Source organism: Streptomyces sp. bgisy027 (genome assembly GCF_057710365.1).
The window spans coordinates 40,090-62,718 of sequence record NZ_JBYIVZ010000030.1 but is presented as its reverse complement, the minus strand read 5'-3'; the positions used below and the strand labels follow the sequence as shown (position 1 = coordinate 62,718).

The 22,629-nt window shown below is 68.8% G+C and carries 20 protein-coding genes and 2 tRNA genes; 5 read left to right on the top strand and 17 right to left on the bottom strand.

The features are described from left to right. Positions 1-50: 50 nt before the first annotated feature. Both AC3ETA_RS28330 and AC3ETA_RS28325 read right to left on the bottom strand, forming a co-directional pair. Positions 51-761, bottom strand: a complete 711-nt coding sequence (locus AC3ETA_RS28330) for a class E sortase (protein WP_432195725.1) — start codon at positions 759-761, stop codon at positions 51-53. 18 nt (positions 762-779) lie between these two features. Next, a complete protein-coding gene (locus AC3ETA_RS28325) occupies positions 780-1,556 on the bottom strand; it encodes a DUF881 domain-containing protein (RefSeq protein ID WP_432195724.1) in 777 nt (258 codons plus the stop codon). 140 nt (positions 1,557-1,696) lie between these two features. Between AC3ETA_RS28325 and crgA the strand changes: the two genes are divergently transcribed. After that, positions 1,697-1,951: a cell division protein CrgA gene (crgA, locus tag AC3ETA_RS28320; RefSeq protein WP_432195723.1), complete on the top strand. Its 255-nt coding sequence runs from the start codon at positions 1,697-1,699 to the stop codon at positions 1,949-1,951. 314 nt (positions 1,952-2,265) lie between these two features. On the opposite strand, the gene AC3ETA_RS28315 is transcribed toward crgA, so the two are convergent. Next, on the bottom strand, positions 2,266-3,150 hold the full coding sequence (locus AC3ETA_RS28315; RefSeq protein ID WP_432195722.1) for a rhomboid family intramembrane serine protease: 885 nt from the start codon (positions 3,148-3,150) through the stop codon (positions 2,266-2,268). A 101-nt stretch (positions 3,151-3,251) separates the two neighbouring features. Then, the gene (locus AC3ETA_RS28310; protein WP_381448887.1) at positions 3,252-3,785 is read right to left on the bottom strand and encodes a peptidylprolyl isomerase; all 534 of its coding nucleotides are present in this window, start codon (positions 3,783-3,785) and stop codon (positions 3,252-3,254) included. 326 nt (positions 3,786-4,111) lie between these two features. Between AC3ETA_RS28310 and AC3ETA_RS28305 the strand changes: the two genes are divergently transcribed. Beyond that, a complete protein-coding gene (locus AC3ETA_RS28305; RefSeq protein ID WP_432195721.1) occupies positions 4,112-4,825 on the top strand; it encodes a DUF5324 family protein in 714 nt (237 codons plus the stop codon). 256 nt (positions 4,826-5,081) lie between these two features. On the opposite strand, the gene AC3ETA_RS28300 is transcribed toward AC3ETA_RS28305, so the two are convergent. Continuing rightward, positions 5,082-5,154: transfer RNA gene (locus AC3ETA_RS28300), tRNA-Ala, on the bottom strand. 183 nt (positions 5,155-5,337) lie between these two features. Here AC3ETA_RS28300 and AC3ETA_RS28295 point away from each other — a divergent pair. Together AC3ETA_RS28295 and AC3ETA_RS28290 are read left to right on the top strand one after the other, a co-directional pair. After that, the gene (locus tag AC3ETA_RS28295) at positions 5,338-5,886 is read left to right on the top strand and encodes a helix-turn-helix domain-containing protein (protein ID WP_030945501.1); all 549 of its coding nucleotides are present in this window, start codon (positions 5,338-5,340) and stop codon (positions 5,884-5,886) included. Positions 5,887-6,063: 177 nt separating this feature from the next. Next, positions 6,064-7,758 (top strand): serine/threonine-protein kinase, encoded by a 1,695-nt coding sequence (locus tag AC3ETA_RS28290; RefSeq protein WP_432195720.1) that lies wholly within the window; start codon positions 6,064-6,066, stop codon positions 7,756-7,758. Between the two features lie 212 nt (positions 7,759-7,970). On the opposite strand, the gene AC3ETA_RS28285 is transcribed toward AC3ETA_RS28290, so the two are convergent. After that, positions 7,971-9,230: a hypothetical protein gene (locus AC3ETA_RS28285; protein WP_432195719.1), complete on the bottom strand. Its 1,260-nt coding sequence runs from the start codon at positions 9,228-9,230 to the stop codon at positions 7,971-7,973. 301 nt (positions 9,231-9,531) lie between these two features. Further along, a complete protein-coding gene (locus AC3ETA_RS28280) occupies positions 9,532-9,660 on the bottom strand; it encodes a DLW-39 family protein (RefSeq protein WP_003999697.1) in 129 nt (42 codons plus the stop codon). A 338-nt stretch (positions 9,661-9,998) separates the two neighbouring features. Here AC3ETA_RS28280 and AC3ETA_RS28275 point away from each other — a divergent pair, with 338 nt between their 5' ends. Continuing rightward, positions 9,999-10,388 (top strand): DUF6344 domain-containing protein, encoded by a 390-nt coding sequence (locus AC3ETA_RS28275; protein ID WP_432195718.1) that lies wholly within the window; start codon positions 9,999-10,001, stop codon positions 10,386-10,388. A 108-nt stretch (positions 10,389-10,496) separates the two neighbouring features. Here the strand turns inward: AC3ETA_RS28275 and AC3ETA_RS28270 are convergent, their stop codons facing one another. The 10 genes from AC3ETA_RS28270 to dnaN all read right to left on the bottom strand — a co-directional run bounded on the left by AC3ETA_RS28270 (position 10,497) and on the right by dnaN (position 21,991). Beyond that, complete coding sequence (locus AC3ETA_RS28270) at positions 10,497-11,240, bottom strand: AAA family ATPase (protein ID WP_432195717.1); 744 nt, start codon at positions 11,238-11,240, stop codon at positions 10,497-10,499. A gap of 54 nt (positions 11,241-11,294) precedes the next feature. Then, positions 11,295-11,648 (bottom strand): VOC family protein, encoded by a 354-nt coding sequence (locus AC3ETA_RS28265; RefSeq protein WP_432195716.1) that lies wholly within the window; start codon positions 11,646-11,648, stop codon positions 11,295-11,297. An 89-nt stretch (positions 11,649-11,737) separates the two neighbouring features. Then, positions 11,738-11,811, bottom strand: a tRNA-Ile gene (locus AC3ETA_RS28260). A 146-nt stretch (positions 11,812-11,957) separates the two neighbouring features. Continuing rightward, the gene (locus tag AC3ETA_RS28255) at positions 11,958-12,746 is read right to left on the bottom strand and encodes a DUF3566 domain-containing protein (RefSeq protein WP_432195715.1); all 789 of its coding nucleotides are present in this window, start codon (positions 12,744-12,746) and stop codon (positions 11,958-11,960) included. 18 nt (positions 12,747-12,764) lie between these two features. Continuing rightward, on the bottom strand, positions 12,765-15,350 hold the full coding sequence (gyrA, locus tag AC3ETA_RS28250) for a DNA gyrase subunit A (RefSeq protein ID WP_432195714.1): 2,586 nt from the start codon (positions 15,348-15,350) through the stop codon (positions 12,765-12,767). A 42-nt stretch (positions 15,351-15,392) separates the two neighbouring features. After that, positions 15,393-17,456 (bottom strand): DNA topoisomerase (ATP-hydrolyzing) subunit B, encoded by a 2,064-nt coding sequence (gene gyrB, locus AC3ETA_RS28245; protein ID WP_432195713.1) that lies wholly within the window; start codon positions 17,454-17,456, stop codon positions 15,393-15,395. A gap of 484 nt (positions 17,457-17,940) precedes the next feature. Continuing rightward, on the bottom strand, positions 17,941-18,489 hold the full coding sequence (locus tag AC3ETA_RS28240) for a DciA family protein (RefSeq protein ID WP_432195712.1): 549 nt from the start codon (positions 18,487-18,489) through the stop codon (positions 17,941-17,943). Continuing rightward, positions 18,486-19,643, bottom strand: a complete 1,158-nt coding sequence (recF, locus tag AC3ETA_RS28235; RefSeq protein WP_432195711.1) for a DNA replication/repair protein RecF — start codon at positions 19,641-19,643, stop codon at positions 18,486-18,488. The genes AC3ETA_RS28240 and recF overlap by 4 nt, the downstream gene beginning before the upstream one ends. A gap of 157 nt (positions 19,644-19,800) precedes the next feature. Then, positions 19,801-20,676 (bottom strand): phosphogluconate dehydrogenase (NAD(+)-dependent, decarboxylating), encoded by an 876-nt coding sequence (gnd, locus tag AC3ETA_RS28230; RefSeq protein ID WP_432195710.1) that lies wholly within the window; start codon positions 20,674-20,676, stop codon positions 19,801-19,803. A gap of 184 nt (positions 20,677-20,860) precedes the next feature. Continuing rightward, complete coding sequence (dnaN, locus tag AC3ETA_RS28225) at positions 20,861-21,991, bottom strand: DNA polymerase III subunit beta (protein ID WP_432195776.1); 1,131 nt, start codon at positions 21,989-21,991, stop codon at positions 20,861-20,863. Positions 21,992-22,629 lie beyond the last annotated feature (638 nt).

Here is a 22,629-nt window from a genome sequence, read left to right as displayed (position 1 = left end):
TCCCTTCCGTCGCACCACGGCACTCAGACTCACGCCGTACAGCCAACAGACTAACGGCGCAACGCTTCCGGTTTCCCGGCCTCCACAGGCTGGGTGGAGTCCAGGTGGGCCCACACGATCAGCCGATGACTGTGCCCCCACTCGGGATCGCACGTGGTCAGCGTCAGGTAGCGGCCTTCACGCGTGTACCCCGACTTACGGGGCACAGGGTCAATCACCTCAACGTCGGAGGGCAGGGTTTTGTAGGGGCCTTTGTCGATCCGATACGTGAACCAGGTCGTTCCGTCGGTCAGCACCACCGCGTCACCGGCCCGCAGCCTGGGGAAGTCCTTGAAGGGATCGCCGTACGTGCGCCGGTGACCGGCGACCGAGAAGTTGCCCTTCTCACCGAGCTGGGCGGTGTTCGCGTAGTGGCCGAGGCCCTTTTTCAGGGTCTTGGTGGCGGTGCCTTCGAGCACCGGCTTGTTCCACGTGAAACCAAGCCGCGGAATGTACATGATCGCGAAAGGCTTGTCCGCCGTGTACGGCGCCGGCTCCGGCGGGCTCGCGGTCGCCCCCGGACTCGCCGCGCCGCCGCCGGGAGCCGTGTCCGGCGGGCGCACCGCACTCTGCGCCCACTGCTCCTGCAGCTGGTCGATCTGGTCGTCCATGACGTTGTCGGCCTTCACGCCCGTCCAGAAGAGCACATAGACGACGAAAAGGACGACCACGGTGCCGACGGTGATACAGAGCTCGCTGACGGTCCTCACGACGACGCGCACCGGCAGCTCCAGGGAAGGTCACTCCACGGGCTTGGCGTACTGCAGATCCACTGTGCCCGAGTAGCCGGGCAGAGTCACCGCCCCGTCCTCGGTGACTTTCCAGCCGAGGCCGTAGACATTCACGTAGACCATGTAGTTCTGGATCGCCTTCGAGGCGGCGAGCGCCTGCTGCATCTTCTCCGGGTCACCGACCGCAGTGATCTTGTACGGCGGTGAGTAGACCCGGCCCTGGAGGATCAGGGTGTTGCCCACGCAGCGCACCGCGCTGGTGGAGATCAGCCGCTGGTCCATGACCTTGATGCCCTTGGCACCGCTCTGCCACAGCGCGTTCACCACGGCCTGGAGGTCCTGCTGGTGGATCACCAGGTAGTCGGGCTGCGGCTCGGGATATCCCGGAAGCTTGGCCGTGGCGTCCGGCGGGGCGTCGTTGAGAGTGACCGAGATGGCCTCGCCCGTCAGCTTCTGGGTGCCTGCGCTGTGCTCCAGCGCGGCCAGCTTGGCGTCCTCCGCCTCTGTGCTGCCGTCGTCACGCTCGGCGAGCGCCTCCACGTCGTCACGCAGGGACGCGTTCGCGTCGTCGAGCTCGCCGTTCTCGCGGCTTCGCTCATGGATCAGGTCCGAAAGCTTCAGCAGGGAAGCGTCCGTGCGGATATCGGTGCCCTTGGCCGTGTTGAAACTGGTGAAGAAAATCAGCCCGGCGAGAGCGAAGACCGCCGCGGTGAGCACCCGCACCGGCCGGAAACGGCCGCGGGCAGGGCTGGATCCCGTGGGGGGAGAGTCGGCAGAATTGCTCAACGTACCCTTATCTCCTTCGGCGCCGCGGAAGCACTACGCTAACGGACGCCCGGAGGAGCCAGCAGAGTCCCCTTGTACGCCTCCCCGAGACCGACCAGTTCCCTGCGCGGCCACGCAGCGCATCGACAGGAGAGACCCTCGTGCCGAAGTCACGTATCCGCAAGAAGGCCGACTACACGCCGCCGCCGTCGAAGCAGGCGGCCGCCATCAAGCTGAACAGCCGCTCATGGGTCGCCCCCGTGATGCTGGCCATGTTCATCCTCGGCCTGGCATGGATCGTCGTCTTCTACGTGACGGACGGTTCGCTGCCCATCGAGGCGCTGGGCAACTGGAACATCGTGGTGGGCTTCGGCTTCATCGCCGCGGGTTTCGGCGTCTCCACCCAGTGGAAGTAGCGCCCGAACCGTCGGCCACCTCGCGGTGAACGCAGCTCTGCCCAGGGCTATCCGCTGAGTTATCCACAGCCTTGCAGCAATTTCCACAAGCCGACTGGGGAAAAGACGACGATCTGTGGATAACCCATCGGGGGTTGACGCCGGTATGACTGCCACACCGGTCACCCGAACCCACTCCGAACACCTGTACGCCCCCTGTCTGACCTGCGGAAACACGGGTCAAAGACAGGGGGCGTCACCGTTCCCGCACCGTACGCACAAGATCCGCCACACGCTGTGGACAACAGGGCCGCTCACGTGGATAACGTCCGGGCTCAGCTGAGCTGGAGCGTCCTCAGCACGGTCATCAGCACCACCACGGCCAGGACCAGCGCACATGTGCCGTACTGCACCAGGGCCCGGCGATCACGTGGGGCATGGACCATGGCGTAGCCGATGACGACGCCGGCCACGAGGCCGCCGATGTGGGCCTGCCAGGCGATGTTGCCCCAGCCGAAGGTGAAGATGAGGTTGATCACCAGCAGGGCGATGATCGGCCGCATGTCGTACTGGAGCCGGCGCATCAGCACGGCCGTGGCTCCGAAGAGGCCGAAGATGGCACCGGAGGCGCCGAGCGAGGCGCTGCTGGGGCCGGCCAGCAGATAGGTGAGAGCACTGCCGGCGAGGCCGGAGCAGAAGTAGAGCGCGAGGTAGCGGACCCGGCCCAGGGCCGCTTCGAGGGGGCCGCCGAGCCACCAGAGGCTGAGCATGTTGAACGCGATGTGCCAGATGGCCTCGTGCGTGAACATCGAGGTCACCAGGCGCCACCACTCGCCCTCGGCGACGCCCTGGGTGGGGCTGAAGGGGGCCGGCGGCCAGGTGCCGACCAGGACGAGGTCGCTCAACAGCCGATCGCTGGTCTGAACGGCGATGAAGACCGCGAGGTTGATCCCGATGAGGATCTTGGTCAGCAGCCGGGGATCGGCGGCGATGGTGCCGCCCGCGATGGTGCGGGGCTGGGCGGCGGAGGGGGCGTGCCCGGTGCCGGAGCCGCCGCGGACGCAGTCGGGGCACTGGAAGCCGACCGAGGCGCTGACCATGCACTCCGGGCAGATGGGCCGCTCGCAGCGGGTGCAGCGGATGCCGGTCTCGCGGTCCGGGTGGCGGTAGCAGCCGGGCAGGCTCTGCGCGTCCTGCGAGCTGCCGGCCTGCTGGTCCATGAGGTCCCCTAGGTCGTCGTACGCGATGCACGCCTAATACACCGCCCCGCTCATCCTTACGGACGAGCGGGGCGTTTGGTTCCCTGCGGGAGGTGTCGGACTCAGCCCTCGCGGGTCTCCACGACGACCGACTCGATGACGACGTCGTTCACGGGGCGGTCGGTGCGCGGGTTCGTCTGCGCGGTCGCGATGGCGTCGATGACCTTCTGGCTGGCGCCGTCGTTGACCTCGCCGAAGATCGTGTGCTTGCGGTTCAGCCACGTCGTGGGGGCGACGGTGATGAAGAACTGCGAGCCGTTCGTGCCCGGGCCGGCGTTGGCCATGGCCAGCAGGTAGGGCTTGTCGAAGGAGAGGTCCGGGTGGAACTCGTCCTCGAACTGGTAACCGGGACCGCCGGTGCCGTTGCCCAGCGGGTCGCCGCCCTGGATCATGAAGCCGCTGATGACCCGGTGGAAGACCGTGCCGTCGTAGAGCTTGGCCGTGGACTTCTCGCCGGTTTCGGGGTTCGTCCACTCACGCTCGCCCTTGGCGAGTTCGACGAAGTTCTTGACCGTCTTCGGCGCGTGGTTCGGGAGGAGCCGGACCTCGATGTCGCCGTTGTTGGTCTTCAGGGTGGCGTAAAGCTGCTCAGCCACGATCTGCCTTCCGTTGTCTTCCTGTGACCCCCCGATCCTCGCACGGTCTGCGGGATCCGTCGCCCGCCACTCGTTCACCGGCAGGCAACCGGGCGCTTCTCGTGCAGAAAAGTGGCTGAGTGGGTACGTGGCGGGGGCGCGAGGCGACGAACCGTGGCATTGTCGACGACAAGCCACCGTTGAACCACATTGGTCCGTTATTGGGATTGATCAAGCAATTCGGCACCCATATGCCCGACCGCACATGCCGCGGAGCGCTCCGGCAGGCATGATCCGTAAAAGGGTGGAAAGTCGAAATACCGTACGCCACCGAGGAGGAGGATCCCGTGACCCGCATCGACAGCGTGCGCGCCGCGACCGGCTCGGCGAAGGACAGCGTGCTGCACGCCGCGGAAGTGGTGGCGCCCTACGCCGACACCGCCAAGGACAGGGCCGCACTGTATGCGCACGAGGCACGCGTACGGCTGGCGCCGATGGTGACGCAGGCCACCGAGCAGGCCCGCGCCCAGGCCCGTCTCCAGTACGACGCGCATCTCGCACCGCGCCTGGAGCAGGCCCTTACCCATGTGCCGCCGAAGGTCGACCTCGCCGCTCATGAAGCCGCCGTCCGTACCCGCAAGGCTGCCCGGCAGGCCGCCGACTACTCCCGGCCGAGGATCGAGCAGGCGGTGGCCGCGGCCGGACCCGTACGGGACGAGGCCACCGCGCGCGGTGCCGCCGCACTGGCCGCGCTGCGCGGTCAGGTCTCGCCGCAGGAGATCCAGCGGCTGGTCCGCAAGCACGAGCGGCGGGCCAGGACCGGCCGCGTCGTGAAGACGCTGGCCGTGCTGGGCATCCTCGCGGGCGGCGCCATCGCCGCGTGGAAGTGGTGGGACAAGCAGGCCAACCCGGACTGGCTGGTCGAACCGCCCGCCGCGACGGAGGTGCCCGAGTCGAACCGGCTGACGTCCGTGGACGGCAGCGGCCAGTCCGGCCTGGACCCGGAGGTCCAGGCGAAGGAGGCCGAGGAGGAGGCCGCCCGTCGGGACGAGGGCCGGTGACGGACAAGAGCCGGTGACGGACAAGGGCCGGTGGTCTGAGGGCCGGTGATCTGAGGGCCTGGCCTTACGGCTTCTCGCGTACGGCTTCTCACCAGCGGCCCCACGTGCCGTAGGCGACGAAAGTGGTGTGCACCCCATGTGGCGGGCGCACACCACTTGTCGTCTCCGGACCTCGCCGGCTGACGTCCGCTCAGGATTGCCGGCACACCAAAAAGCCCCCTGACCTGCGTTTCCGTAGGTCAGGGGGCTTGATGCGTGGAGCCTAGGGGAGTCGAACCCCTGACATCTGCCATGCAAAGACAGCGCTCTACCAACTGAGCTAAGGCCCCTCAAAAAGGAACGTCCGGCCGGAGGAAAACCCCATACCGGCGGGCGCCCAGACCAGAGTACCCGGTCGCCCCCCGGATCCCGCAAAAGGATTGGGGGTCCCGGTAAACGACCACTCTCCGTAGGATGCTCGGCGTGGTTCGCGACAGCGAACCGCGGTTTTGGGGAAGCGATGGGGAGACGCAATGGACGCCGCACAGCAGGAAGCCACCGCAAGAGCGCGGGATCTGCAGCGGAACTGGTACGGGGAGCCGCTGGGGACGCTCTTCCGTAAGCTCATCGACGATCTTGGTCTCAACCAGGCTCGTCTCGCGGGGGTACTGGGACTGTCAGCACCGATGCTGTCGCAGCTGATGAGCGGACAGCGGGCAAAGATCGGCAATCCCGCCGTGGTCCAGCGGGTGCAGCTGCTGCAGGACTTGGCGGGGCAGGTCGCGGACGGCAGCGTGAGCGCGGCCGAGGCCACCGAGCGCATGGAGGAGATCAAGAAGTCGCAGGGGGGCTCGGTGCTCAGCAACACCACGCACACGACTAACAGTTCGGGCGCGCCCACGGTCAAGCGGGTCGTGCGCGAGATCCAGTCGTTGCTGCGCTCGGTCGCCGCCGCGGGCGACATCATCGAGGCCGCTGAGACCCTCGCCCCCACCCACCCGGAACTGGCAGAGTTCCTCCGGGTGTACGGCGCCGGCCGCACCTCCGACGCGGTCGCGCACTACCAGTCCCACCAGAACTGACCCCCTGGCCCGGTCGCCGAGGGGGTATCGGCAGCCGGGCCGACGGTGTGCGTCCTGAGCGGGCACGAGGGGGTCGTGCGGGGGAGTCCGCGAAGGACGGTCAGCGAGGGGGAGTCGTATCGCTCGTCGTGGGGGAAGCAAGGGGGGTAACCGGAGGGGGAGGAGCGACGCACAGCCATGGGTGAGGTCTTCGCCGGGCGCTACGAACTGGTCGACCCGATCGGACGCGGGGGCGTCGGCGCCGTCTGGCGTGCCTTCGACCATCGCCGCCGACGCTATGTGGCCGCCAAGGTGCTGCAGCAGAGCGACGCGCACTCGCTGCTGCGGTTCGTCCGCGAACAGGCGCTGCGGATCGATCACCCCCATGTGCTCGCGCCTGCCAGCTGGGCCGCCGACGACGACAAGGTCCTGTTCACCATGGACCTGGTGGCCGGTGGCTCGCTGGTCCATCTCATAGGGGACTACGGCCCCTTGCCGCCCTCGTTCGTCTGCACCCTTCTCGACCAGCTCCTCGCCGGGCTCGCCGCGGTGCACTCGGAAGGCGTCGTACACCGGGACATCAAGCCCGCCAACCTGCTCCTCGAAGCCACCGGCACGGGTCGCCCGCGGCTCCGGCTCTCCGACTTCGGCATCGCCATGCGGCTCGGTGAGCCCCGCCTGACCGAGACCAACCTCGTCGTGGGAACGCCCGGTTATCTCGCTCCCGAGCAACTCATGGGCGCGGAACCGGACTTCCCCGCCGATCTGTTCGCCGTGGGGCTGGTCGCGGTGTATCTCCTGGAGGGCGCCAAGCCGGACTCCAAGGCACTCGTCCAGTACTTCACCAGCCACGGGACGCCGGGTGCTCCCAAAGGCATTCCGGAACCGCTGTGGCAGGTCGTGGCCTCGCTGCTGCAACCCGATCCGCACGCGCGGTTCCGCACGGCGACGGGGGCGCGCAAGGCCCTCGCCGCGGCCGTCGAGCTTCTGCCGGAACCAGGCCCCGACGACGAGATCATCGAGATCTTCGACCAACTCGGTCCACTGCCACCGGGGTTCGCACCGGAGGGGCCGCTCAAACGGGCTCCGGGGATCGAAGGGGAGCGGACCGGCTCCGGGCAGTTCCCGCTCGGTGAGGGCTCGACGGGGACGCCGAACTCGGCGAACGGGGTCGGACCCGATCCGAGAAGCTTGGGCTCGATGCCGAGCGGCGCGGGGGTCGGCGCAGGGGCCGGGGCGGGCGGCACCGGTCGCGGCGCAGCCGGCACCGACTCTGCATCCGTATCCGGCGATCCTGGTCATACGCCGGCGGAGCCTCCCGCCTCCCCGCCGCCGAGCGGCAGCGGCAGCTCCGTCAACATGTCGGACACCGGCAGCTTCCATCTGCCGCTCCCGCAGCCCACGGGCTCCTCCCCGCAGGCACAAACGCCCTCGCCACAGCCCTACGCGGCGCAAGATCCGGCTCAGGGGCCGGCACGGGGCCAGGTACGGACAGGCAGCGAAAGCCACAGCCACGAGGGCGTGCAGCAGCAGCCGGCCGCCGCCCCCGAGACCGGCAACCCCACGGCCAACAACTCCCCTTACGACACCACTCACGTCCTGTCCTCCCCTCAACCGCGCACGCCGCAGTACCCGCCTCAGCCTCCGACGACGCCGCCACAGCACCAGCGCGTCGATGCCTCTACTGCTTCGTACACCGCTCAGAGCCCGCAGGTTCCGCCTTCGGCGCCCCCAGTTCCGCAGCAACGCCGCCGCGGCGGTCACAGAGCCGTCCGCCGAGGGGCCCGCGGCCCCGCGCGCCGCCCCGGCCCACCCGCCAAGGTGGCGGTACCGCTCCTGCTGCTGGCGCTGGCCTGCTACGCCGTGGGGTTCTGGGCGCTGGCCCAGCTCTGAGCGACCGACCCACGGTCCCAGCGCCGAGTACAGGCTCACGGGTCCAGCGCTGAGTACAGGCTCACGGGTCCAGCGCTGAGCGACCGGTCCACGGTCCCAGCGCCGAGCGACCGACCCACGGGTCCAGGAAGAGAACAGGCTCACCGGCTTCTCGTGAGCCCGCCGAGCGCCCCCGAAGACCCCGAAGACCCCGAAGACCCCGACCCTTGCGCCTAAAGGGCCCCGCCCCGCCGCCGAGCGACCACCGTCCAAACCCCCAGCACCACCAACACCAAGGTCCCGGCCCCGATGCCGCTCACCGCGAGCACGGTCATCGCGGCGCTCTCGATGCCCCCGGCCCCGCTGCCGGCTCCGTCCGCCGCGGCCGCCTCCCGGTCGCCCGCGGAGAGCTGGAACACGTCCCCCGGCACTGACTCCCCCGCATAACCGGGACCGGACTTCGCCTCGCCCGACTCCCGCACGCGCAGCGTCAGCTCGAACGGTCCGTCGCCGTACCTTTCGGCCACCGCGGCCGACAGATGCACCACGAGGTAGTAGGAGCCCGCGAACCGCATGGCGCCGAGCCGGTCCGGGCCGGCGTAGCGGTTCTCGTAGACGACCGGCGGCAGGGGGTCGAGTTCGGCCGCCTTCTCTCTGCCGTTGTAGCTGGCGCTCGCGTCGTCGACGAACCCGCGCACGGGGTTGTAGAGGGCGAGGTTCAGGGCGCCCACCGCGTAGCCGTCGCCGCCGTCCGCTGCGCCGAGCTCGGCGGTGGCGTGCAGCTGGCGGCCCCAGTCGAGCGGCACCTTGTAGAAGAGCGTCCGCCCCGGCTCGATGACGGAGGTCCAGTTGCCCTCTCCGACCGGCACCGCCGAGGCGAACCCGGGGCCGCCCTCGCGTCGCTCGCCGTCGCCGGTGAGGGGGTCGGGTGAGGCGGAGTCCCAGGTCTCGGGGGCGCTCGTCCCGCCGGCCTGCTCCCGGGGCGGCTCGGTGGCGGCGAAGAGCTCCAGGTCCCAGGTGTCCGGCACCGACTCGGCCGTGGTGACGCGCTCGACGATCACGTCGTAGGCACCGGCCTCGTCACAGTGCGGCCGGCCGGCCGAGATCTCACGCATGCCCCATACCGCGATCGGACGCGGGCTGCGGACGACGCCGAAGGTCTCGGTGTCCTGGGAGCAGGAGCGGCCCTCGGCGTCCCGTAGGGACACCTTGATGCCGTCGCCCGCGTGGATCGCGCTGCCGGAGGCGGGGACGGCGGTCACGGAGACGTACGCGTCCGAGGTGCCGTCGAGTTCGACGCGGTAGTGGGTCTCTCCGGCGCCGGGGAGGGAGCTCTTGTAGGTCACGCCTGGCGTGAGAGGGCCGGCGTCCGCGGTGCTCGCGCCGCCGCTGACGGGCCGGGCGTCCGGCGCGAAGGTGTAGGGGGCGGGTGTTCCGGCGGCGAGGGCGGGCCCGACCGGCAGGGCGGCCGTCGCGCACAGCAGCGCGACCACAGCCGCAGCACGCGCGTGTGCCGGCGAGGAACCGCGCCACATCCTCGCGGGACGCCACCGCGTCGTACGCCGCCTCATCACGCGCCACCCCTCGTCACCACGACCGGACCTCGGACTCGCCCATCCTGCCCAGCCCGGCCGCGCGCCACCCTCACAATCCGTACGGCCGTCCGAAAAGCCCGGCTCTACGGCCTCCGGTCCGCTCGCGCAACTCGAGGCGGCGACGCCGTGCGCTGCGGCGGGCACACAAAACCCCGGCCGCTCGGGCGACCGGGGTCTGTGTGCAATCCGATGTCGTGGCTCACGAACCCGTGGGCACGGAGTCAGTCGCCTCCGTCCACAGATCCTGCTCGGCGCGATCCGCCTGGATCTGGCGGTACACGAGGAGCCCGCCGATGGCGGCCAGTGCGACCAGGAGAAGCTTCTTCACCGCGCGACCTCGTCTTTCCTTGACGTAGGGGACCTCTGGCGCCCGACTATACACACCGGTCGATATCAATCGGTGACCTGAGTCCGGGCTCAACTGCCCGCCGCTGCAGCCCAGTAGAAGCGGATGCCGCCGCTCCGATCGGAGGGTGATCACACCCCGACGGACGGTGACCTTTGGCCCCTTTCCTCCATCTTCGCTCACTCTTCGAGTGCCATGCGCCCATTCGAGTGCTGTTCATCTGAAGATCGACGCGCCACGGGCGTCGGTCCATGACTTCCGAGCCCCCATACACATCATTGGGAAAGTACGCAAATCGCCCAACCCGAAAGTGAGGGGCCATGACCAGGAACAAGGTCATGAACCTGTGGACGGCCATCGTCACCGCCTTCCTCGCGCTGTGCACCGCGCTCGGATTCGTCACCAACACCGCCGCCGCGGCCGTACCGCACACCGAGACGAGCCGCCGGAGCAACGGCGACGACAACAAGCGCAGCGCCGAGCTGCCGGTGCCGGTGCCGGTGCCGGCGATGCCCCAATGGGCCTGGTCCTACGCCAGAGCACTGCCCCCCACGATGAAGCAGCGCATCCGAGCCGAGGCACACGGAAAGACCCCCAGCTGCCGACACCGCCCGCTCAGCGAGACGGAAGCGGCCACGACGGCCTCGACCACCCGAGAATGCGCCCACACCGCGCCACCGGCGCAGCCACTGGTCCCGCACCAGCGCTGAACCCCCGGCTCGACCCGAGCTGTGACCCTCTGCTTGAACCTCGCAACACCACCTGCTCGAAACCCCGCAACACCACGGCGAACCGCTTCGCCCGTCCACGACCCCGTCTCATCGCGTATCGACGATGTGCCGGAGGTAGGACCACGGGTCGTTGAGGTACCGCCGCCAATGATCGACGAGTTCCAGATCCCGCCAGCCGGCGGGACGCATTCCGTGGTCACCCACCTCGATGATCTCGGCGCCAGGGAGCGCCGTGAGCACGGGTGAGTGCGTCGCGCAGATGATCTGTGCGCCGGAACGCCCCAGTTCGTGCAGCAGCCCCACGAGTTGAAGACAGGAAGCGAAGGACAGCGCAGCCTCCGGCTCGTCCAGGACGTACAGCCCAGGCTCCTGAAACCGCTCGCGGAAGGCCATCAGAAAGCCCTCGCCGTGGCTCATCTCGTCCGCGGCCCCGGACAGCCTTCCCGTCCTCTGCTCACGGTCCAGCGCGTCCAGCGCCGTCTCCGCCCGCAGGAAGAAACCTCTGCGGCGCGTCCGAGGCCCGCGCAGCATGCGGCGACCGGCTGCCGTCGCCTCGAACTTCATCCGGCCGCCCAGGGCCGACGGCTCGCGCCAGGTCGCGTACTTGTAGCCCGCGGAGCCGCCCCAGGAGTCCAGGCCGAAGCCCTCCGCCAGCGCCTCGACGAGGGTCGACTTCCCCGAGCCGTTCTCCCCCACCAGGAACGTGACCGGTGCGGCGAATCTCAGGCCTTCGTCCAGCAGCTGCCGCACACAGGGCACCGACCAGGGCCAGCCGTCGCCTTCCTCCCGCTCGTCCTCGGCGACATGCGCGTATGCCCGTTCGACGATCATGCCGAAAGGCTCTCACCCGGCACTGACAACCAGGCACACGCGCCGTCAGGGGCCCTACTGCCGCCGCCGGCCGAGGATGCAGAACTCGTTGCCCTCGGGGTCCGCCATGACGACCCAGGGCTGGTCGCCCTGGCCGATGTCGACACGCTTCGCGCCGTGCGCCTCCAGGCGCGCCACCTCGGCGGCCTGGTCGTCGGGCCGGAAGTCGAGATGCAGTCGGCTCTTGCTCTGCTTGGCCTCGTCGAGCCGTACGAAGTCCAGTCCCGGCATGCGATCCGACGCCGGGCGGATCTCGAACTCGTCGTCGGAGGAGTGGACCACGACCCAGCCCAGAGCCTCGGCCCACCACTGGCCCAGAGCCGCCGGATCCGCCGAGTGCACGATTACCTGTTCCCATTCCAAGGTCATCCGCAGAGCTTAGATCTGCCGGGGTTCCGGAAACAGGTCGCTGAATACCGAGGACCCCCAGTCGGGATCGACTGGGGGTCCTCTCGATGTGGGGCTAACAGGATTTGAACCTGTGGCCTCATCCTTATCAGGGATGCGCTCTAACCAACTGAGCTATAGCCCCGCCGCGCTCTGCGGTGTGTGTCCCGCGCGCTGACTCCTGAAGATTAGCGCACGACGTGGGCAGTCCCAAAATCGGTTGTCGGGGGACCGTCAGGAGAGGTTTGGAACCGCCTCCCGACGGCAACCGTCGACCGGCCTCGGCGAACCTCACTCGTCCTCGGCGAGTGTCAGCTCGACGCCGCCCACGAAGCCGGCGGACAGGTTGTAGATGAACGCGCCGAGCGTCGCCAGCGCCGTCGCCAGGACGACGTCGATGACCGCGATGATCGACGTGAACATCAGGACGTGCGGCAGCGACAGGAACGACTGGAGGTCGAAGCCGTTCGACTCGTTCGAGCCGGTGGCCTCGGAGATCGTGCCGCCGACCGTCGAGAAGACACCCATCGCGTCCATGACCATCCACAGCACCGCGGACGCGACGATCGTGCAGATGCCCAGCGCGATGGAGAGCAGGAAGCTGACCTTCATCACCGACCACGGGTCGGCCTTGGCCACCCGCAGCCGCGCCTTGCGCGTGCGCGGCGTCGTACGCGCGCCCGTGCGGGGCCGGCGCACCGCGCCCGCCGGAGCGCCCGTCTGGTAGGCCTGCGGCGGGTGGTAGGGCCCGGCGGCCTGCTGCGACTGCCGTTCCCCGGGCAGCGGCGAGCCCGGCGCGGGGGCCGCCTGCTGCGCTCCCGCGGGCTGCGGCTGGGCGCCCGGAGCCGCCCCGGCCGCGTACTGCTGGGCCTGCGGGCCTCGCGTGTCCGTCACGGTTCCCCCCTGCGATCCGGGTGCGTCGGGCGCCGGAGCGCCCTTCGCCGGCGACTTGATCGCTTTCAGCTGCGTGGTGTGCGTGTCGGTCGCAGGCGCGGCGGAGCCACGGCCGCCGCCCGTTTCCGTACCGGCCGTAGAACCGGTCGAGGTACCGGACGATCCGGCGCCCGTGGCTCCGCTCACGATGACTCTCTCCTCGTGCTACTCGGCCGAGGGTGCGTCCTCGTCCGTGCCGGCGGTCGCGGCCCCCTCGGCGGTCTCGTCGACGACCACGTCGCCGTCGACTTCCTCCGCCTCGCGTCCCGCCTCGGCGTTGCGTGCGACGCCTACGACGGCATCGCGCTTGCCCAGGTTGATCAGTTGGACGCCCATGGTGTCACGACCCGTCTCCCTGATCTCGTTGACTCGCGTACGAATCACACCGCCGCCCAGCGTGATGGCAAGGATCTCATCGGTCTCCTCGACCACCAGCGCACCGACGAGAGAGCCGCGGTCCTCGACGATCTTGGCGGCCTTGATACCGAGGCCGCCGCGACCCTGGACGCGGTACTCGTCGACCGCGGTCCGCTTCGCGTACCCGCCGTCGGTGGCAGTGAACACGAACGTACCGGGTCGAACAACATTCATCGAGAGCAGCTCGTCCCCCTCGCGGAAGCTCATGCCCTTGACACCCGAGGTCGCGCGGCCCATCGGGCGCAGCGACTCGTCCGTGGCGGTGAACCTGATCGACTGCGCCTTCTTGCTGATCAGAAGCAGATCGTCGTCGGGCGAAACGAGCTCGGCACCGATCAGTTCGTCATCCGAACCGTCCTCCATCTCACGGAGGTTGATCGCGATGACACCGCCGGAGCGCGGCGAATCGTAATCCTTCAGAGGCGTCTTCTTCACCAGACCGGCCTTGGTGGCGAGTACGAGGTACGGGGTCGCCTCGTAGTCGCGGATCGCGAGGATCTCGGCGATCGCCTCGTCCGGCTGGAAGGCCAGCAGGTTGGCGACGTGCTGCCCGCGCGCGTCACGGCCGGCGTCCGGAAGCTCGTACGCCTTCGCCCGGTACACCCGGCCCTTGTTGGTGAAGAACAGCAGCCAGTGGTGGGTGGTCGAGACGAAGAAGTGGTCGACGATGTCGTCTTCCTTCAGCTTCGTGCCGCGTACACCCTTGCCGCCGCGCTTCTGCGCCCGGTAGTCGACGGTCTTGGTGCGCTTGACGTAGCCACCGCGAGTGACGGTGACCACGATGTCCTCTTCGGCGATGAGGTCCTCGATGGACATGTCGCCGTCGTAGGGCACCAGCATGGTCTTGCGGTCGTCGCCGTACTTCTCGACGATCGCCGCCAGCTCCGCGCTGACGATGCCGCGCTGGCGGACCGGCGAGGCGAGGATCTCGTTGTACTCGGTGATCTTCGCCTGGAGCTCGTCGTGCTCCTGGATGATCTTCTGGCGCTCCAGGGCGGCCAGTCGGCGCAGCTGCATCTCGAGGATGGCGTTGGCCTGGATCTCGTCGATCTCCAGGAGGTCCATCAGGCCCGTACGCGCGATCTCGACGGTGTCGCTGGCCCGGATCAGGGCGATGACCTCGTCGATGGCGTCCAGGGCCTTCAGCAGGCCGCGCAGGATGTGCGCGCGCTCCTCGGCCTTGCGCAGCCTGAAGCGCGTACGGCGGACGATGACCTCGATCTGGTGCGTCACCCAGTGGCGGATGAACGCGTCGAGCGAGAGGGTGCGCGGGACGCCGTCGACGAGCGCCAGCATGTTGGCGCCGAAGTTCGTCTGCAGGTCCGTGTGCTTGTAGAGGTTGTTCAGCACGACCTTGGCGACCGCGTCCCGCTTCAGGACGATGACCAGGCGCTGACCGGTGCGCGACGACGTCTCGTCACGGACGTCCGCGATGCCGCCGATCTTGCCGTCCTTCACCAGGTCGGCGATCTTCTGCGCGAGGTTGTCCGGGTTGACCTGGTACGGCAGCTCCGTGACCACCAGGCACTGGCGGTTCTGGATCTCCTCGACCTCGACGACCGCGCGCATCGTGATGGAGCCGCGGCCGGTGCGGTACGCCTCCTCGATGCCCTTGCGGCCGACGACGAGCGCGCCGGTCGGGAAGTCGGGGCCCTTGATGCGCTCGATGAGCGCATCAAGGAGCTCCTCGTGGGAGGCCTCGGGGTTCTCCAGGTACCACTGGGCACCGGCCGCGACCTCGCGCAGGTTGTGCGGCGGGATGTTGGTGGCCATACCGACCGCGATACCGGCCGAGCCGTTGATCAGCAGGTTCGGGAAGCGGGCCGGCAGGACGGTCGGCTCCTGGGAGCGGCCGTCGTAGTTGTCCGTGAAGTCGACGGTCTCCTCGTCGATGTCACGGACCATCTCCATCGACAGCGGCGCCATCTTGCACTCGGTGTAGCGCATGGCCGCCGCCGGGTCGTTGCCCGGCGAGCCGAAGTTGCCGTTGGAGTCGACGAGCGGCATGCGCATCGACCACGGCTGGGCGAGGCGCACCAGGGCGTCGTAGATCGAGGAGTCGCCGTGGGGGTGGTAGTTGCCCATGACGTCGCCGACCACGCGCGCGCACTTGTAGAAGCCGCGCTCGGGGCGGTAGCCGCCGTCGTACATGGCGTACAGGACACGGCGGTGGACGGGCTTGAGGCCGTCACGGACGTCCGGGAGCGCACGCGAGACGATGACGGACATCGCGTAGTCGAGGTACGAGCGCTGCATCTCCGTCTCGAGCCCGACGGGCTCGACACGCAGGATCTGTCCCTCGTCAGGAGTGACGGGAGTGTTCTCGTCGGTCATTGCTGGTGAAGATCCTTCCTGGTGCGGTCAGCTGAGACCGACTCAGATGTCGAGGAAGCGGACGTCCTTGGCGTTGCGCTGGATGAACTGGCGGCGCGCCTCGACGTCCTCTCCCATCAGGACCGAGAACAGGTCGTCGGCCTGGGCGGCGTCGTCGAGGGTGACCTGGCCGAGAACCCGGTGCTCCTGGTCCATGGTCGTGATGCGCAGTTCCTCGGCGTTCATCTCGCCGAGACCCTTGAAGCGCTGGATCGAGTCCTCGCGGACACGCTTGCCGCGCTGACGGCCCATCTCCAGGAGCGCGTCGCGCTCGCGGTCGGAGTACGCGTACTCGACCTCGTCCCGGCCCCACTTGATCTTGTACAGCGGGGGACGGGACAGGAACACGTGCCCGGCCTCGACCAGCGGCCGCATGAAGCGGAACAGGAAGGTCAGCAGCAGGGTGTTGATGTGCTGGCCGTCGACGTCGGCGTCCGCCATCAGGATGATCTTGTGATAGCGGAGCTTCTCGATGTCGAAGTCCTCGTGCACACCCGTGCCGAAGGCCGAGATCAGCGCCTGGATCTCCTGGTTCTGCAGGATCTTGTCGATCCGCGCCTTCTCGACGTTGAGGATCTTGCCTCGGATCGGGAGGATCGCCTGGTACTGCGGGTTGCGGCCGGACTTGGCCGAGCCGCCGGCGGAGTCACCCTCGACGATGAAGATCTCGCACTTGGTGGGGTCGTTCGACTGGCAGTCGGAGAGCTTGCCGGGGAGCGAGGCGCTCTCCAGCAGTCCCTTACGACGCGTCAGGTCGCGGGCCTTGCGGGCCGCCACGCGCGCGGTGGCCGCCTGGATGCCCTTGCGGATGATGTCCGCCGCCTCGTTCGGGTTGCGGTCCAGCCAGTCGTTGAGGTGCTCGTAGACCGCCTTCTGCACGAAGGTCTTGGCCTCCGTGTTGCCCAGCTTGGTCTTCGTCTGGCCCTCGAACTGCGGCTCGCTCAGCTTCACCGAGATGATCGCCGTCAGACCCTCGCGGATGTCGTCGCCCGTGAGGTTGTCGTCCTTCTCGCGCAGCAGCTTCTTGTCGCGCGCGTACTTGTTGATCAGGTTGGTGAGCGCCGCGCGGAAGCCCTCTTCGTGGGTACCGCCCTCGTGCGTGTGGATGATGTTGGCGAAGGAGTACACGCCCTCGCTGTAGCCGCTGTTCCACTGCATGGCGACTTCGAGGGAGAGTGCCTTGTCCTTGTCCTCGGCCTCGAGGTCGATCACCGACGGGTGCACCACGTCGCCCTTGCGGGAGTTGAGGTACTTCACGAAGTCGACGATGCCGCCTTCGTAGTGGTACGTGACCTTCTTGACCTCGGCGGTCTCGTCCGCACCGGCCTCGTCCGCGCCGGACGTGGCCTTCGCCGACTCGCGCTCGTCAGTGAGTTTGATCGTCAAACCCTTGTTGAGGAACGCCATCTCCTGGAAGCGCCGCGAGAGCGTCTCGAAGGAGTAGTCGGTGGTCTCGAAGATGTCGGCGTCGGCCCAGAAGGTGACCGACGTGCCCGTCTCCTCGGTCGCCTCGTGCTGGGCGAGCGGGGCCGTGGGGACGCCCATCTTGTAGTCCTGCGTCCAGCGGTGACCGTCGGTCCTGACCTCGACCGCGACCTTGGAGGACAGCGCGTTCACGACGGAGACACCCACGCCGTGCAGACCACCGGAGACCGCGTAGCCGCCGCCGCCGAACTTGCCGCCCGCGTGCAGCACGGTCAGCACGACCTCCAGCGCCGGCTTGTTCTCGGAGGGGACGATGCCCACCGGGATGCCGCGGCCGTTGTCGACGACGCGCACGCCGCCGTCGGCGAGGATCGTGACCTCGATGGTGTCCGCGTGACCGGCCAGCGCCTCGTCGACGGAGTTGTCCACCACCTCGTACACGAGGTGGTGCAGACCGCGCTCGCCGGTCGAACCGATGTACATACCGGGTCGCTTGCGAACCGCGTCCAGACCCTCGAGGACGGTGATGGCGCTGGCGTCGTAGGCCGTGGCGATGGCCTCGGCGACGACGGCGTCAGTGGACGGGATGTTCTCGTTGGGGTTGCCGGAATCGGCCACGAAGCGCCCTTTCTGGCACAGCACGAGCCAGGCTCGTCGGCGGGTTGCCGGAGCGGCTGCGGCATGTTGCGTTGGTAAGCCTTGATCAGCGTTGCTCAGCTTGTCCCGGACGGTCCCCACGATTGGGGCGGGATTGGGCTCCAGTCTACCGGTAGCGCCGACAGTGATGGGGGTTTGCCGGTACCTGAGTCCGCATGTGCCGCCCTGAACCTGCCTCTTCCGACTCCCGATATGCGGATGGGGGCTCCAAGAGGCTCACAGAGCCACTCAGCGCTTCCGGCCGTCAACCCTTTGCTACTTAGGAGTCAGGTCGCGATTCGCCACCGCGTGCGGTCGTGCGAGGAGGGGCTCACCGGCGTCGTTTCGTGACCGCCGACGACTACTGATGTGATGTCGGTCACTCGTGGCCGACGGTGCTCTCGGGGCTGCTGTTACGGGGATTCCAGGGCCGTCGGCGGGGGTTCCGCACGCACGGAGAAGGCCGGTCAGGCGCCCTCGGCCGGCCCGCTCATCCGTAGGTGTCGCCGGGCCCCGTGCTGCCGGGGGCGCGCAGTGGGCCGTAGCGGCGGGCCGGGCCGCCGGGGCCGTTGACCTTGATGTGCCGTACCGCGCCATGGCCGAGGTCCTCGTTGAGGCGGGCGACGAGGGTCGGGGCGAGCAGCCGCAGGTTCGTCGCCCAGGCCGTCGAGTCGCAGCGCACGACCAGGACCCGCTCGTCCTCGTCGTACTTCTCCGGCACGCAGTGCTTGGCGACGTCGTCGCCGACGATCTGCGGCCAGCGGCCCATCACACCGCCCACCGCGGCCGGGGTCTCCCAGCCCCGCTCGCTGATCAAGCGGTTGATGGCGGAGCCGAGCGCCATGGGGTCGCGGCCGTCGGCGCGCGCACCGGAGCGCAGGCCCCCGCGGCGCGCCTGCTTCTTCTGCTGCGCCGCGTCCCCACGCGCGCGTGCCTGTTCCTTGGCCGCCCTGAGCGCCACGCGCGCGAGGTCGACACCGGAGGGCTCGGGGGCCTTCCTGGGGGCGTCGGGGGCGTTCTCGGAGGGGTTCTCGCTCATACGCGCTCCACCGTGCCCTCGGACACCGAGTAGCGCGCCCCCGTCAGTACGTGCGGGACGTCGTCGTCGACCGCTGCCGTCACCAGGACCTGCTCGCCGGGCGCGACCAGCTCGGCCAGCCGCTCGCGGCGCCGGGCGTCCAGCTCGGCGAACACGTCGTCCAGGACCAGCACCGGTTCATTGCCTTCGGCCCTGAGCAGGTCGTAGGACGCGAGGCGCAGCGCCAGTGCGTAGGACCAGGACTCGCCGTGCGAGGCGTAGCCCTTGGCCGGCAACTGACCGAGTCTGAGCAGCAGATCGTCCCGGTGCGGGCCCACGAGGGTGACCCCGCGCTCGATCTCCTGCTTGCGGGCCTCGGCGAGCGCCGCCATCAGCTGCTCGTAGAGGTCCTCGCGCGTGTGCGCCTCGCCGGGAGCCGACGGCTTGTAGTCCAGGGCGACGGGGCCGCCGCCGGGGGCCAGCTGCTCGTACGCCTTGTCGGCCAGCGGCTGGATCGTCGCGATCAGGTCCAGGCGCTGGGCGAGCAACTCGGCGCCGGCCCGCGCGAGGTGCTGGTCCCAGACGTCGAGGGTGGACAGGTCCGCCCCCACGCTCGAATCCGCTCGCGTGGTAGGTCCCCCCCTGCGCCCGCCGTGGCGGCGGGCCAATGCGGCCGACTTCAGCAGGGTGTTGCGCTGCTTGAGGACGCGTTCGTAGTCGGAGCGCACGCCCGCCATGCGCGGGGAGCGGGCGGTGATCAGCTCGTCGAGGAAGCGGCGCCGCTCGCCGGGGTCGCCCTTGACCAGGGCGAGGTCCTCCGGCGCGAACAGCACGGTCCGTACGATGCCGAGCACATCACGGGGTCTGACCTGCGAGGACCTGTTGATCCTGGCCCGGTTGGCCTTGCCCGGGTTCAGCTCCAGCTCGACCAGCTGCTGCCGGTCGCCCTGGCGCACCTGTGCCCGGATGACCGCCCGGTCGGCGCCCATGCGGACGAGGGGGGCGTCGGAGGCGACGCGGTGGCTGCCGAGGGTGGCGAGATAGCCGACGGCTTCGACGAGGTTGGTCTTGCCCTGGCCGTTGGGGCCGACGAAGGCGGTGACGCCCGCGTCGAGCGGGACCTCGACCCGGGTGTACGAGCGGAAGTCGGCCAGCGACAGATGCGTGACGTGCATGGTCGTTCGCCGACCTCCCCCAACGTGTGGTTGAACCGTCCCCAGTTGTGGACAACCGGGCCACTCCCCGAGGGTGCCAGGTCGGCGTCCCCAGGGTGTGGATTACTCGTTCTCGTTTCTCGGTCCTGTCGTGCTCGGTCCTGCCGCGCCGAGCGGGCTACTTCTTCTCCACCGCGTGGCCGCCGAACTGGTTCCGCAGCGCCGCGATCATCTTCATCTGCGGCGAGTCGTCCTGGCGGGACGCGAACCGCGCGAACAGCGACGCGGTGATCGCCGGCAGCGGCACCGCGTGGTCGATGGCGGCTTCCACAGTCCAGCGTCCCTCACCGGAGTCCTGTGCAAAACCCCTGAGCCTGTCGAGGTGCTCGTCCTCGTCGAGGGCGTTCACCGCGAGGTCCAGCAGCCAGGAGCGGATGACCGTGCCCTCCTGCCAGGAGCGGAAGACCTCCCGGACGTCGGTCACGGAGTCGGCCTTCTCCAGCAGCTCCCAGCCCTCGGCGTAGGCCTGCATCATCGCGTACTCGATGCCGTTGTGGACCATCTTCGCGAAGTGGCCCGCGCCCACCTTGCCGGCGTGCACGGCGCCGAAGTCGCCCTCCGGCTTCAGGGCGTTGAAGAAGGGCTGGACCTTGGCGACGTTCTCCGCGTCACCGCCGTACATCAGCGCGTAGCCGTTCTCCAGGCCCCAGACACCGCCGGAGACGCCGCAGTCGACGAAGCCGATGCCCTTGGCCGCCAGCTCCTCGGCGTGCCGCTCGTCGTCCGTCCAGCGGGAGTTCCCGCCGTCGACCACGACGTCACCGGGCTCGAGGAGCTCGGCGAGCCCGTCGATCGTCGACTGGGTCGCGGCACCGGCCGGGACCATCACCCAGACCACACGCGGGCCGGGGAGCTTGCCCACAAGCTCTTCCAGGCTGTGGACATCCGCGAGGTCCTGGTTGCGGTCGTAGCCGATGACGGTGTGGCCGGCGCGGCGTATCCGCTCGCGCATGTTGCCGCCCATCTTGCCGAGGCCGACGAGACCGAGCTCCATCAGTTGTTCCTTAGGTTGCTGTGGCGTGTGAGGCACCTGCGTGCCCACGCCAGAGCCTAAACCCGGACGCACGCGCACATCCGTGGGCATACGCGCTCATACGTACACCCTCACCTGCGGGTTCTCCCACAGGCCGGGGTCACTTCTCCACCGGCCTGTGGACAACTGTCGGCCGCTCAGCCGCTCAGCCGCTCAGGCGCACCGGCATGATCAGGTACTTGTAGGCCTCGTCCGCCTCGGCGTCCAGCGCGGGCTTGCCGCTGAGCAGCGCGGGCTTGGTGGACGTGGTGAACGACAGCTGGGCCACCGGGGAGTCGATGGCGCTCAGGCCGTCCAGCAGGAACGTCGGGTTGAAGGCGATCGAGATGTCGTCGCCCTCCAGCTGGGCGTCGACCCTTTCCACAGCCTGTGCGTCGTCACTGGAGCCGGCCTCCAGGATCAGCACGCCCTGCTCGAAGCTGAGCCGCACCGGGGTGTTCCGCTCGGCGACCAGGGCGACACGCTTGACGGCCTCCACGAAGGGGGCGGTCTCGATCACGGCGACGGAGTTGAACTCGGTCGGGAACAGCGTGCGGTACTTCGGGAGGTCGCCCTCCAGCAGTCGGGTCGTCGTCCGGCGGCCCGCGCCCTCGAAACCGATCAGACCCTCACCGGCACCGGAGCCCGAGAGCGCCAGCGTGACACTGTCGCCGCTGGTCAGCGCCTTGGCGGTGTCCAGGAGCGTCTTGGCCGGGACCAGGGCGACCGCGGAGGCCTCCGGGTTCTCCGGCTTCCACAGGAACTCGCGGACCGCGAAGCGGTAGCGGTCGGTGGAGGCCAGGGTGACGGTGTCGCCCTCGATCTCGATGCGCACACCGGTCAGGACGGGCAGCGTGTCGTCACGGCCGGCGGCGATGGCGACCTGGGAGGCCGCGGAGGCGAAGACCTCGCCGGGAACGGTGCCCGTGGCGGTCGGCATCTGCGGCAGGGCCGGGTACTCCTCCACAGGCAGGGTGTGGAGTGTGAATCGCGAGGAGCCGCAGACCACGGTCGCCCGTACACCGTCTGTGGAGATCTCCACCGGGCGGTTGGGCAGAGCGCGGCAGATGTCGGCGAGCAGGCGGCCGGAGACGAGGACCGTGCCCTCCTCCTCGACCTCGGCGTCGACGCTGACGCGAGCGGAGACCTCGTAGTCGAAGCTCGACAGGCTCAGCTGACCGTCGTCGGCCTTCAGCAGGAGGCCGGCGAGGACAGGCGCCGGCGGACGGGCCGGGAGGCTGCGCGCCGCCCAGGCCACGGCCTCCGCGAGTACGTCGCGTTCCACCCGGATCTTCACTCTTGCCGCCTCCTGCTGTTGCCGGCGCTTCTCGGCCTGCCTGGCTTCGTCGTCTGTCTCGGTGTCGTCGGCCCCAGTGAGGGGAAGGACACCGGGAACAGTCTGACGCACCCCACTGACAGTAGGTGCCTCTCGGGGTCAAGTCGTGACGAGGGGCAGCCGGGAGCCGGACAGAGAGTTGTGCACAGGACCCTCTTCGAAACGGATTCCCAGCTCTCTCTAGTTGGGAGTAGTAGTAGGGCCTGTGGATACCGTGGATAACCACGTTTTCCCAGCTCAGAGCAGAGATTTTGTCCACGGGTCCTGTGGGCGACGGCAGTGGACAACCGGGTGTTTCTGTGGAGAACGGAAAGTTCTGCACACCCCATGCACAGCCTGGGCCGACTTCTCCCCAGCGCCGTCCCCAGCTTTACCCACCTTTCCCACAGGCCAACCCGGCACCTTTGTGTGACGCCTTTCACTCGAACCGGTGAGGAGGCGCGTCGCGTTGCCGAACAGTGGACAGCGGTGTGGAGAAGCTGGGGATTGCTGGGGACAACTGCCCCCAGCCTGTGGGTTGTCGGTGGACAACTTTGTGCACAGCCTGTGGATCTTCTCGCTGTCCACAGTCTGTGGAGATCGTTCGTCCACGAATCCAC